Here is a 12,350-nt window from a genome sequence, read left to right as displayed (position 1 = left end):
GGCTCCGTGGGAATCCACTGTCTCTGAACTACGCACATTCCGTCCACACGGCCTAACCCGTCGAGGTACAGTACGAGATAGCGGCGCGATCCGTCCGATCCAAGGAGGAACAATGACGTCCTGGAATGGTGCCATCGTCGGCTGCGGCTTCTTCGCCCACAACCACCTTCATGGCTGGGGCGAGTTGAAGGAGCGCTGTGCGATCCGGGCAGTGTGCGACATCGACGGCGGCAAGGCCCAGGCCGCAGCGGACGCGTTCGGAATTCCCAACGTGTACACCAACATCGAGGAGTTGCTGGCGCGCGAGACGCTCGATTTCGTCGACATCGTCACAACGGCGCCCTCGCATCGCGCGCTTGTTGAGGCCTGCGCGCGCCGCGGCGTCGCGACCGTGGTGCAGAAGCCGCTCGCGCCGGATTGGGCGGACGCCTCCGCCCTTGTGGCCACGATGGATCGGGCCGGGCGCCCGCTGATGGTGCATGAGAACTTCCGCTTCCAGGCGCCTCTGAGTCGAGCCGCAGACGTGCTGCGCTCGGGGGTGATCGGCGAGGCCGTTTGGGGCCAGTTCTCGTTCCGTACCGGCTATGACATCTACGCCGGCCAGCCCTATCTCGCGGAGGTGGAGCGTTTTGTCCTGCTCGATCTCGCCATCCACGTGCTCGACATCGCCCGCGTCTTCATGGGCGAAGCCGAGACGGTGGCGTGCCGCAGCCAGTCCGTCCGCCCGGGCATCAAGGGCGAGGACATGGCCACCGTGATGCTTGGCCATCGCGGTGGCGCGACCAGCATCGTAGACGTCACCTACGCTAGCCGTCAGACGCCCGACCCGTTCCCGCAGACGCTTCTCCACGTCGACGGGCGGCAAGGCTCGATCCGGCTCGACCGCGAGTTCCACCTCACTGTCACAACCCCGGAGGGTACGACCCGTGAGGTGGTGGCGCCGCACGCGTCCGCCTGGATGAGCCCGCAATGGGTCTTGATCCAGGACAGCGTGGTCGCAACCCAGCGCCATTGGCTCGATTGCCTCGATGGTGGCGCGGAGCCGGCGACGTCGGGACGCGACAACTTGAAAACGTTTGCTTTGGTCGAGGCGTCCTACCGCTCGGCTGCGGCCGGTGGGAGCCTCGTGACGCCGGAGGTCTTCTAACGCCTGGCTTCAAACCGCCAGGAAGCCGCCGTCGACCGGCAAGGTATGTCCGGTTGTCATGCCAGACCCGGGACCGGCCAAGAACAATACGGCATCGGCCACTTCGTCCACGGTGGCGAAGCGGCGCATCGGCGTGGCGTCGATGACGCGCCCGGTGGCGACCGGGTCGGCCAGCAGGCCGCGCGTCAGGTCCGTCTCGACATAGGTCGGCGCCACCGCGTTCACCCGGATGCCGAGCGGGGCCCATTCCACCGCCAGCGCGCGCGTGAGGTTCACCAGCCCCCCCCTTGCTGGCCTGATAGGCGGCGTTGGGGAACAGCCCGCCCGAGAATCCCATGACGGAAGCGATGCTGACGATCGTGCCGCCGCGTTCGCGCATTTGGCGCGCCGCCTCGCGGGCACACAAAAAGGCGCCCGTGAGGTTGACCCCGACCACATGGGCGAAATCGGCAGCCCGCATCTCGAGGGCGGGAGCGCGCACCGCGAGCCCGGCGCCGTTGATCAGGATATCGACAGGCCCGAGCGCCTGCGCGATCCAGGCGAAGGCCGTCACGACGGCGTCCTCGTCGGCGACGTCGCAGCGGGCGAAATGCTGGTGCGACGGCATGTCGTCGGCGGGTGCGCGGTCCAGGAGCACCACACGGGCTCCGGCAGCGGCGAGGTGGGACGCGCACCCCGCCCCGATGCCGCGCGCGCCACCGGTGATTACCGCGAGCTTGCCGGACAATGTTGGCTGAGGGGCTTGATCGGACATCGAGGGTCTCCGTGCATGAGCTTCAGGGATGGTCGGCTGGTTCGAAGACATCGCCGATCGGTGAAGTATCAGACCCGGAACCATCGGACTGGTTGCGTTCCCGGCTCGTTTGCGGGCATCGCTGGCGTCCTGTGCGATTGTCAGCCAAGAATGACAGCCCAAACAAACCCTATATCAAGGGTTCGAGGAGGCTGGTTTTGGCGCAACGGGAAGACAGCACGCGGTCCTACCTCGCGGCCTTGCTTGGGCTGACGGTGCTGGTGTTCGCCGGGATAGGCATCGCCAATCCGGGCTTCGTGTCGGGCGGGAGCCTGAGCTCCATGGCCTTCCAATTCCCCGAATTCGGCCTGTTGGCCCTGGCGATCCTGCCCACGATGTTATCGGGCGGCATCGATCTGTCGGTGGTCAGCATCGCCAACCTGTCCTCCATCGTGGCGGCGCTGCTCTTGAAAAGCGGCCATGAGGGTTTGGCGGTGCCGTTGGCACTTTGCGTCGGCATCGGCTGCGGCCTGCTCAATGGCGTGCTGATCGGCACCCTGCGGCTGCCGGCCATCCTGGCGACGCTCGGCACCATGCAGGGCATCGGCGGGCTCGGCATCGTGATCACGGGTGGCCCCGCCGTCACAGGCCTGCCCGACTGGTATGCGACCACGCTTAACGCGGCACCGGGGGGCGTGCCGGTGCCCCTCATCGTCTTTGTTGCCGTTTTGATCTCCATGGGCTTGCTGCTGCGCTATTCGCCCGCCGGCGTGCAGGCCCGGCTCTACGGCGCGAACCCGGTCGCGGCACGGTTCGCTGGGATTCCCGAGCGACGCCTCATCATGACGATCTATGTCGCGAGCGGCATCGTCTCGGCCCTGGCGGGGCTGCTCATCCTTGGCCACGCCAACTCGGCCTACGCCGATTACGGCACCTCCTACGTGCTGCTGGTGGTGCTCATCAATATCCTGGCCGGCGTCAACCCGGCAGGCGGTGCGGGAACGGTCGGTGGAATCGTGCTCGCGGTGCTGCTGCTCCAGTTCATCTCGAGCGGGCTGAATTTCCTGTCGTTCAGCGCTTTCCTGCGCGACCTGTTCTTCGGCCTGCTGCTCATCATCGTCATGTCGTTGCGCGTGCTGGCCGGACAGGTGCGTCTCACGACCTGGCTGTCCCGCAAGGCTGCATAATCCGGCCAAGGGCCGAACGGCCGTTTACGGGTGGAGAGTTGGCCGCTACAAATCCAGCAGCGCCGCCTGACAGCGCAATCATCGCAACTCGCCAGAAGAGCGGGGCATTTCGGAGGGATCACCGTGACGTTGAAGCATAAAGCCGTCGCAGCCGGCCTGGCACTGGCGCTTTTGGGCGGCGGCGCGGCCGTGAGCCAGGCGCAGTCCAAGAAGTACAATATCACCACGGTGGTGAAGATCGCCGGCGTCGCTTGGTTCAACCGCATGGACCAGGGCGTGCAGATGTTCGCCAAGGACACCGGGCAGAACGCGACCCAGGTCGGGCCGGCCTCTGCCGACGCGGCACTGCAGAACCAGATCGTCCAGGACCTGATCGCCAAGAAGGTCGATGCCATCACGGTGGTGCCGAACTCGCCCGAGTCGATGGAGCCGGTACTCAAGAAGGCGCTTGATGCCAAGATCGTGGTCGTGGGCCACGAGGGCTCGAACCTCGCCAACGTCACCTATGACGTCGAAGCCTTCGACAACTCGGCCTTCGGAGCGCACCTGATGGACAACCTCGCCAAGGCCATGGGCGAGGAAGGCGAATATGCGGTCTTCGTGGGCCACCTGACGGCCAAGACACACAATCAGTGGGTCGATGCCGCGATCGCGCGCCAGAAGGAGAAATATCCCAAGATGACCCTCGTGGCCGACAAGCAGGAAAGCCTCGAGGATCAGCAGGTCGCCTACGCTAAGACCAAGGAGCTCCTGCAGGCCCACCCGAACCTCAAGGGCATCCAGGGCAGCGCATCGACCGACGTCGCCGGCGCCGCGCTTGCGGTCGAGGATGCGGGCCTGGGCACCCAGGTGAACGTCGTCGGCACCAGCCTGCCGTCGATCGCCGGCCCCTATATCTCGAGCGGCACCATCAAGGCCATCTCGTTCTGGGATCCCGCCAAGGCGGCCTATGTGGTGGACAAAGTCGCCGTGATGGCGCTCGACGGCAAGAAGGTCGAGGACGGCATGAATCTCGGCCAGGAGGGCTACGAGAAGGTGAGCCTGAAGGGCCACGTCATCACGGGCCAGGCCTGGGTCGATTGCACCAAGGACAACCTTTCGACCTTCAACTTTTGATCCACCAAGGCGGCCACGTCCCCACAGGGGCGCGGCCGGTTTTCCCCAGCTTAACGGCCTTCCGATTGCTTCCTGTTGCCTGATCCTGTTCTCGCCATGCGTGGCATCCACAAGTCCTACGGGCCCGCGCGCGTGTTGCAGGACGTTGATTTCGAGCTCGGCTCCGGCGAGGTGCGCTGCCTCGCGGGCGAGAACGGGTCGGGCAAGTCGACGCTGATCAAGATTCTGTCGGGCGTCGTGGCCGCAAATGCTGGAACGGTCCGGCTCTTCGGCCAGCCCGTTGCAGGCACCGACCCCGCCGCCGTGATCGCGGCGGGCCTGTCGGTCATCTACCAAGACTTTTCGCTGTTCCCCAACCTGACGGTCGTGGAGAACGTCACCTTCTTGCGCGCGACCGCCCACCGCCATCGCCTCGTGCACCGGGGCGAGCGGCGCCGGCTTGCCGCCGCCACGCTCGAGCGTATGGGCGTGAGCCTCGACCTCGACGAGCCGGTCGAAACGCTCCCTGTAGCGGCGAAGCAGTTGGTCGCCATCGCCCGCGCCCTCGCCAATGACGCGCGCATTGTGGTCATGGACGAACCCACCACGGCCCTGACCCGACACGAGGTCGACAACCTGCTGCGCCTCGTCGCGGGATTGAAGCGCGAGGGCGTATCGTTCATTTTCGTCAGCCACAAGATCGAGGAGGTCTTCACAGTCTGCGACACCGTCACGGTGATTCGGGATGGCCGTGTCGCGGCTGCAGGCTCCGCCTCCGATTTCACCCCCGCGGCCCTCGTTACCGCCATGACAGGCCGCGACGTTTCGAGCCAGCGCTTGGCCCGCGACGAGACAGCTGTCGGAGAGCCTTTTCTGTCTGCGCGCGGGCTTACCCGCATCGGCGAGTACCGCGACGTCGACCTCGACCTCCACGCAGGCGAGATCGTGTCGATCGTGGGCCTGCTGGGATCGGGACGCACCGAACTGGCCCTCACGCTGTTCGGCGAAACGCGACCCGACGGCGGCACGCTCCGGGTCGCGGGCCAGCCACGCAGCTTCGGCTCCGTGCGCGATGCCATGGCGGCCGGCATCGCCTATGTGCCGGAAGATCGGCTCTCCGAAGGCTTGTTCCTCGACCAGCCGATCCGCGACAACATCACGGTCTCGAGTCTCGACCGCGACACGCGTGGGGGCTGGCTCGACGTCGCTGCCGGGGCGCGCCGCGCCAAAGCCGCGGTCGAGCGGCTACGCATTCGGCTGCAGAACGTCGCGGCGCCGGTGGTGCAGCTCTCGGGCGGCAACCAGCAGCGCGTGGTGCTGGCCCGCTGGATGGAGCGGAACCCCAAGCTCATCATCCTGAACAGCCCGACCGTCGGCGTCGATGTGGGTTCGAAACGCGACATTCACGAGCTGCTAGTCGGCCTACGGGCAAATGGTACGGCCGTGCTGGTGGTGACCGACGACATCGGCGAGGCGCTCGCGATTAGCGACCGCATTCTGGTGATGGCGGGCGGGCGCATCACGGCGACGCTCGCAGGCGACCGGGCAACCGAACACGAGATCGCGGCAGAGGTCGCGAAGGAAGCCGCCTGATGCGCCGGACCCTGTCACGCCTTGCCGCCTCGCCACAGGGCATCATGCTGGCCACAGGGATCGTGCTGGCGATTGCGTTCTCGATCATCAATCCGGTGTTCCTCAGCGCCCCGAACCTCGTCGACCTGCTGCGCAACTCCATCGTCACCGGCATCTTCGCCATCGGCGTGCTGATCGTGCTCGCCTCGGGGGGCATCGACGTGTCGTTCACGGCCATCGGCGCCTTCTCGCTCTACGCCACGACCAAGCTCCTGATCGTGTCCGGCATCCACCCGCCCATGGTGGCGATCTTCGCCATCGGCATCGCCATCGGGGTGGCACTCGGCCTCGTCAACGGCCTGCTTATCGGTCTTCTGGGCCTGCCGACCCTCATCGTCACGCTTGCCACCCTCAGCCTGTTCCGAGGTGCGCTGCTCACTTTCGTGGGTACACTCTATTACGGCACCATCCCGGCTGAGATGGTGGCCTATTCGCGCCAGCCGCTCTTGGCATTCCACCTCGCGAGCGGCCGCATCGTGCAACTGCCTATGGCCTTCCTTAACTTGGTCCTGGTGGCTACGCTCGTGGCCCTGATCCTCAGTGGCACCATGTTCGGCCGCAAGATCTACGCGCTCGGCGGCTCGGAGGAGGCGGCAGAGCGCATCGGGATCAACGTGCGGCGCGTCAAGCTCGCCATTTTCATGCTGGCGGGCGGCATCGCGGGGCTCGCGGGCGTTACCCACGTGACGCTGATGCGCATCGCCAATCCTTTCGACCTCGTGGGCAGCGAACTTAACGTCATCGCGGCCGTGGTGCTGGGTGGGGCGCGCATTACGGGCGGGCACGGCACGGTATCGGGCACGATCATCGGCGTGCTGGTCATCACCATAATCAATTCCTCGCTGCTGCTTATAGGCGTGCCGACCTATTGGCAGCGCCTCGTGGTGGGCGCGCTGATCCTGCTCGGCACCGGCCTGCCGATCGCTATCGAGCGCTATAACCTGCACCGGGCGCGACTGCGCGCTGTCATCGCACCTGTCACGGCGCTGGAAGCTTCGGCCTGAGCCGCCCGCCACGAGGGAGAACACCATGACTTGGCTCACGGACACCTTCAGGGTCGCCAAGCCGATTATTGCGATGTGCCATCTTCAAGCGCTGCCCGGCGACCCGGCCTACGACCGTGCCGGTGGCATGGCCAAGGTGGTCGACCTCGCACTTCACGACCTGCGCCACCTGCAGGACGGTGGCGTCGACGCGGTCATGTTCTCGAATGAGTTCAGCCTGCCCTACCTGACCAAGGTCAGGCCCGAAACCACGGCCGCCATGGCCCGCGTCATCGGCGAGATCCGACGCGACATTCGGGTCCCGTTCGGTGTCAACGTGTTGTGGGACCCGATCGCCTCCATCGACCTCGCGACCGCAACCGGCGCGCTGTTCATGCGCGAGATCATCACCGGGGTCTATGCGAGCGACTTCGGACTATGGAACACCAATGTGGGCGAGACGACCCGGCACCGGGCCGCCTTGGCTCCCGACCTTCGCATGCTGTACAACATCGTGCCGGAAGCCGCCGCTTATCTCGGCAACCGCACACCTGTCGACATCGCCCGCACTACGGTGTTCAACAACGGCCCCGATGCGCTCTGCGTGTCAGGCCTCACGGCCGGGGCTGAAACCGACACCCAGGTGCTAAGCCAAGTGAAAGCGGCGGTGCCTGACACGATGGTGTTCTGCAACACGGGATGTCGGATCGACAACATCGAGCGGCAATTGGCGGTCGCTGATGGAGCGGTGGTCGGCACGACTTTCAAGATCGATGGCCACTTCTCTAACTTGGTCGACCCGGAACGGGTGAAGGCCTTCATGGCCAAGGTGCGATCGGTTCGCTGAGCGCCGAAAGGGGAACGCCCATGGACGAGAGCCGAGACGGCCTCAAACCCGATATGGACCGCATCGCGGCCTGGACGGAGCGGCTTTGCGGCATCCCCGGCCTGTCTGGAGCCGAGGACCCGGTGAGCACCGTCATCGCCGACGAACTCAAACCGCTCGCGCCCAACCAGCACATCGATGTGCTCGGCAACCTCACGGTCACCGTGCCGGGTTCCGATCCCGGTGCGCCCAAGATCATGGTTTTTGCCCACACCGACCAGCTCGGCCTCGTGGTGCGCCGCATCGAGCCCGACGGCTTCCTCCGTGTCGAGCGGCTCGGCGGCGTGCCCGAACGCGTGCTGCCCGGCCTCGAGATTGTCGTCACAAACGCACGTGGCGAGGCCGTGCCGGGTCTCGTTTGCGTCAAGGCCCATCACGCGACGCCGCCCGAGGAGAAGGGCGTGGTGCTGACGGCTGACAAGCTGCGCCTCGACGTCGGGGCCGAGAGCGCGGCGGCCGTGCGGGCGCTCGGGATCGAGATCGGCGCGCCCGTGACCTACCGACCGCGCTTCCAGCGCCTCGGCCCGCACCGGATCTGCGGCACCGCAATCGACGACCGGGCGGGCTGCGCCGTGCTGATGGATGTTGTTCGCGCGGTCGTCGAGCGGCCAGTGCCGTCTACACTGCAGGCCGTTTTCAGCGTGCAGGAGGAGTTCAACCTGCGTGGCGCCATGGTGGCGGCAGCGCGCCTCCGGCCCGATGCGGCCGTGTCGATCGACATCATGGTGGCCTCCGACACGCCCGACCTCGCCGAGCGCGGTGAGTTACGCCTTGGTGGCGGGCCGGCGCTCGGTCTTTACAGCTTCCATGGCCGGGGCACGCTCAACGGCACTCTAGCGCATCCCGCCTGGGTGCGTGTGCTTGAGGGGGCCGGCACCGCTGCAGGCCTCACCCTCCAACGCAGTGCCCATACGGGCGCACTCACGGATTCGTCTTACGTGCAGCTCGTCGGCGAGGGTATCCCGTCCGTCGACGTCGGCTACGCCACCCGCTACACCCACACACCTGTCGAGATGTGCGATCTGCGCGACCTCGTGGGTCTCACGGCTTGGCTGCATGCGGCCCTCGCGGCCATGCCGGCCGGCTTCTCCTTCGCGCGCCGCGCCTGATCCGATGCGCTTCCTGCTCGGCATCGATGTCGGTAGCTATTCGAGCAAGGGCGTGCTGCTCGACGAGACCGGTACAATCGTTGCGACAGCACAGCGCCGGCACGAGATGCGCGTTCCTGGACCCGGCCGCGCCGAGCACGATGCCGAGGCAGACTGGTGGGCCGCATTTTGCGAGCTCAGTCGCGCGCTGCTGGCGGAAAGCGGCGTTTTGCCGGAGACCATCGCGGCCATCGGATGCAGCGGCATCGGCCCCTGCATGCTGCCGGTCGATGCCGCGGGACGGCCGCTCCGCCCGGCGGTGCTTTATGGCGTCGACACGCGCGCTCGGCAGGAGATCGACGAGCTCAATGCCGAACTGGGGGCGGCCGCCATCTTCGCGCGATGCGGCAATGCACTCACGACCCAGTCTGTCGGCCCCAAGATCCGCTGGCTCGCGCGTCACGAGCCCGATGTGTTCGCCCGCACGCATAAGATCGTCACCTGCTCGACCTATCTCACGCACCGCCTGACCGGCTGCTGGGTGATCGATCACTACACGGCGTCCTGCTTCACGCCTTGCTACGACCTTTATGAGCGTCGCTGGAACCCCGAGATGACGCGGCCGATCTGCCCGCCCGAATGGCTGCCAGAGCTGGCCTGGAGCAGCGACGTGATCGGCACCGTCAGCGCCGCCGCCGCGACCGAGACGGGCTTGGCCGTCGGCACGCCCGTGGTGGCCGGCACCGTCGATGCCGCCAGCGAGGCCCTAAGCGTCGGCGTGTGCCGGCCCGGCGACCTGATGATCATGTACGGCACCACCGTCTTTTTCATCGAGGTCGTGCCCGCCGCCCAGGCCGACCCGCGCACCTGGGCAGGGCCTTACCTGTTTCCCAATACCTGGAGCGTGATGGGCGGCCTCGCCACGAGCGGCGCCCTCACGCAATGGTGGCGTAGCAAGATCTTCGACCTTCCCGATACCGACGCAGTCTTCGCGGATCTCGCATCGGCGGCCGAGCGAAGCCCGCCGGGCGCGAACGGCCTTATCGTGCTTCCGTTCTTCAGCGGTGAACGTACGCCGGTTAACGATCCCACGGCACGCGGCATGGTGTTCGGTCTGACGCTCGCCCATACACGGGCGGATCTGTATCGGGCCACTATCGAGGGCATCGGGCACGCGGTGCGGCACAACCTTGACACTTTTGCCGAGGCTTGCCGGGCCAAGGCCGTTTATGCGGTCGGAGGCGGAGTTCAAAACGCTATGTGGATGCAGGCGGTGTCGGACATCGGCGGCGTGTCTCAGCGGGTCCGCCGCCACACAACCGGCGCCGCACTGGGGTCGGCGTTCCTGGCAGGCATAGGGGTCGGGCTAATGGCGCGAGACGACGTCGATCGCATCAATCCGGTGGTCCGGACGGTCGTTCCGCAGGCTTTCAACAAAGCCGTTTATGACCGCGATCACGCGATCTACTTAGATCTCTATACGCAAACCAAGGGGTACATGCGGGCGCTTTGGGAGGGGTCGACGGCGCAAACCTGAATAATTGCCTTGACCGACACCGCGGGGCAGCTTTTTAGCTCTTTTTCCGGGTCAGCGCAGCCGAATTCAGAACCAATGTACTTTCCATTTGATCCACAAGGCTCCTCGGTTCCGGATCTTCGCTGCGCTTCATCCGTAATGGAGGAATTGCGTTTAGTTTCAACCTACCGCTAACCCCTCGACGATCCGAAGAAGCGCGAGCTGGCCAGGGTCCGCAAGCCCGACGCTCCGCTCGCCATAGCTGCGCGCGCGGCCGAGCTTGTTGGGCTTCTGCCGGAACTCCTCGAGCGTGCGTTTCGCGGTGTCAACCGCGGTGGCGTGCATTTCCCCTTCGGGGGCGTCGCACAGGGCCGCTTCTACGGCCGCGAGGCTGTCGAGCACGGTCTTGTCGCCGAGCTGGCCCTTGCCCCGCGCCATCATGGCGTCGAGCGCGCCCTTCAGCAGCGCCGGCACCTCGTCGGCGGGCACCGCCTCCCGGCCCTTGCAGGCCTTGGCGGCCGACATAAAGGCAGTGGCGACAAGCGTGCCGTAGGAGGACGACGACACGCGCTGGAAAGCCTTTGCGCATTCCATAAAGGCCAAGCCGACATCGGCGGGCAATGCGCTGTTCTTTGCCTCCATGAAGCCCTTCGAAACCGTAATCCCGAGATCGCCATCCCCGAGCGCGCCGTCGGCTGCGTTCAACTCGGGCGCAAAGCCTTCCGCTGCCATGGCAATACGTTCGAGCCCGATCCGCAGCGTGTCGCTTGTGATGTTTGTCATCGTCACACCGTCCAGTAGGCGCAGTGCGCCGGCGCCTTCAACAGGCGCTCGAGTTCCCCGTCAAGTCGGCACATCGTCAGCGTTGCACCCGTCATTTCCATGGAGGTTGCGTAACGGCCGACCAGCGGCATGACGATTGTGATACCCGCATTATCGAGCCGCGCCTTGGCGCGCCGGTAGACAATATAAAGCTCCTCGAGCGGCGTCGCGCCAAGCGAGTTCACGAGCAGCGACACGCGTTCGCCGCGCCCGATCGGCATGTCGGCCAGAAGCCGGTCCACCATCTCGTCTGTCACCGCATCGGCGGGCTTGATGTCGGCGCGCCAGATGCCCGGCTCGCCATGAATGCCCATACCCATTTCCATCTCGTTTTCGCCGAGCGTGAACGTGGGCTTGCCGGCTTGCGGCACCGTGCAGGGCAACAAAGCCATGCCGATGGAGCGGCAAGCGTCAGCGGCCTTCTGGGCCGTGGCGGTCACGTTCTCGAGATAAGCCATCTCCTCGGCCTTGGCGCCCGCGATCTTGAAGGCGTAGATCATGCCCGCGACGCCGCGCCGTTTCTCCCGCTCGCCCGGCTCGGCCGAAGCGACGTCGTCGGCAAGCAGCACCGTCGTGGAGGCGATGTCCTCCATCTCCAGCATCTCGCCGGCCATGTCGAAATTCATGACGTCGCCGCCGTAATTGCCGTAAAGGCGAAGGATACCGCCGCCGCCGCTGGCCTGCCGCATCGCCTCCGACATCTGGTCCGACGACGGACTGGCGAAGACCTGGCCGACTGCACAAGCATCAAGCAAGCCCTTGCCCACGTAGCCTGTGAAAAGGGGCATGTGGCCCGAGCCGCCGCCCGTCACGATGCCGACCTTGCCCGGGGTGATGCCGCCTGCGCGGGTGACAACGCGCGGAACCGGCTGGGCGTAGATGGCGGGATGCGCAGCGATCATGCCCTCCAGCATCTCATCGACGTAGTCGTCAGGCTGATTCAGCAGTTTCTTCAAGGCTCGTCTTCCCCCGACCAGCACGACGGCACTGATGATTGCGCTGTCAGTCACCAGCCGTTGTACCCGGAGTTCGCTTATTCGCAAACGGAAGGCACGCCTTGCGTTCCTCGCCCATGTGAGCTTGGCTTATCGGCCCGACGTGCATCTCGCAGAAAGTCCAGCAACGGTGTTTGGATTGCTATTTACCTTGACCGGGTTGATCGCGACCGCTGACGTGGCTGCACGGACTGACGGTCAGCGTCGATGTCTGGGATTGACCCGATTCAGTGGACAGTTTTGGAGCTTGCGGGTTAGGGCTCGAT

General features: G+C 65.7%; 11 protein-coding genes and 1 pseudogene. 8 read left to right on the top strand and 4 right to left on the bottom strand.

Annotated features, from left to right (window positions below; translation table 11 throughout):
• Positions 1 to 112 precede the first annotated feature (112 nt).
• On the top strand, positions 113 to 1,147 hold the full coding sequence (locus P7D22_RS20250; protein ID WP_319936071.1) for a Gfo/Idh/MocA family protein: 1,035 nt from the start codon (positions 113 to 115) through the stop codon (positions 1,145 to 1,147).
• A gap of 9 nt (positions 1,148 to 1,156) precedes the next feature.
• Here the strand turns inward: P7D22_RS20250 and P7D22_RS20245 are convergent, their stop codons facing one another.
• Together P7D22_RS20245 and P7D22_RS20240 are read right to left on the bottom strand one after the other, a co-directional pair.
• Positions 1,157 to 1,423, bottom strand: a complete 267-nt coding sequence (locus P7D22_RS20245; RefSeq protein WP_319936070.1) for an SDR family NAD(P)-dependent oxidoreductase — start codon at positions 1,421 to 1,423, stop codon at positions 1,157 to 1,159.
• Between the two features lie 73 nt (positions 1,424 to 1,496).
• Positions 1,497 to 1,901 (bottom strand): annotated as a pseudogene (locus tag P7D22_RS20240) (SDR family NAD(P)-dependent oxidoreductase); the annotation flags it as partial.
• Between the two features lie 197 nt (positions 1,902 to 2,098).
• On the opposite strand from P7D22_RS20240, the gene P7D22_RS20235 reads away from it, so the two are divergent.
• The 7 genes from P7D22_RS20235 to P7D22_RS20205 all read left to right on the top strand — a co-directional run bounded on the left by P7D22_RS20235 (position 2,099) and on the right by P7D22_RS20205 (position 10,288).
• Positions 2,099 to 3,067: an ABC transporter permease gene (locus P7D22_RS20235; RefSeq protein WP_319936069.1), complete on the top strand. Its 969-nt coding sequence runs from the start codon at positions 2,099 to 2,101 to the stop codon at positions 3,065 to 3,067.
• 123 nt (positions 3,068 to 3,190) lie between these two features.
• Positions 3,191 to 4,183, top strand: a complete 993-nt coding sequence (locus P7D22_RS20230; protein ID WP_319936068.1) for an autoinducer 2 ABC transporter substrate-binding protein — start codon at positions 3,191 to 3,193, stop codon at positions 4,181 to 4,183.
• A gap of 75 nt (positions 4,184 to 4,258) precedes the next feature.
• A complete protein-coding gene (locus tag P7D22_RS20225; protein ID WP_319936067.1) occupies positions 4,259 to 5,755 on the top strand; it encodes a sugar ABC transporter ATP-binding protein in 1,497 nt (498 codons plus the stop codon).
• The gene (locus tag P7D22_RS20220; RefSeq protein WP_319936066.1) at positions 5,755 to 6,798 is read left to right on the top strand and encodes an ABC transporter permease; all 1,044 of its coding nucleotides are present in this window, start codon (positions 5,755 to 5,757) and stop codon (positions 6,796 to 6,798) included. Before P7D22_RS20225 ends, P7D22_RS20220 begins: the two co-directional genes overlap by 1 nt.
• A 25-nt stretch (positions 6,799 to 6,823) precedes the next feature.
• Entirely contained in the window at positions 6,824 to 7,624 is an 801-nt protein-coding gene (locus P7D22_RS20215) for a BtpA/SgcQ family protein (RefSeq protein WP_319936065.1), read from the top strand.
• 20 nt (positions 7,625 to 7,644) lie between these two features.
• Entirely contained in the window at positions 7,645 to 8,772 is a 1,128-nt protein-coding gene (locus P7D22_RS20210) for a M42 family metallopeptidase (protein ID WP_319936064.1), read from the top strand.
• Positions 8,773 to 8,776: 4 nt separating this feature from the next.
• Positions 8,777 to 10,288, top strand: a complete 1,512-nt coding sequence (locus tag P7D22_RS20205) for an FGGY-family carbohydrate kinase (RefSeq protein ID WP_319936063.1) — start codon at positions 8,777 to 8,779, stop codon at positions 10,286 to 10,288.
• 159 nt (positions 10,289 to 10,447) lie between these two features.
• On the opposite strand, the gene P7D22_RS20200 is transcribed toward P7D22_RS20205, so the two are convergent.
• Positions 10,448 to 11,050 (bottom strand): dihydroxyacetone kinase subunit L, encoded by a 603-nt coding sequence (locus P7D22_RS20200; protein WP_319936062.1) that lies wholly within the window; start codon positions 11,048 to 11,050, stop codon positions 10,448 to 10,450.
• Between the two features lie 2 nt (positions 11,051 to 11,052).
• Positions 11,053 to 12,045: a dihydroxyacetone kinase subunit DhaK gene (locus P7D22_RS20195; RefSeq protein WP_319936061.1), complete on the bottom strand. Its 993-nt coding sequence runs from the start codon at positions 12,043 to 12,045 to the stop codon at positions 11,053 to 11,055.
• Positions 12,046 to 12,350: the final 305 nt, after the last annotated feature.

The organism is Lichenihabitans sp. Uapishka_5 (assembly GCF_033947565.1).
Lineage (GTDB): Bacteria > Pseudomonadota > Alphaproteobacteria > Rhizobiales > Beijerinckiaceae > Lichenihabitans.
This window is presented reverse-complemented; position numbering and strand designations above follow the sequence as displayed.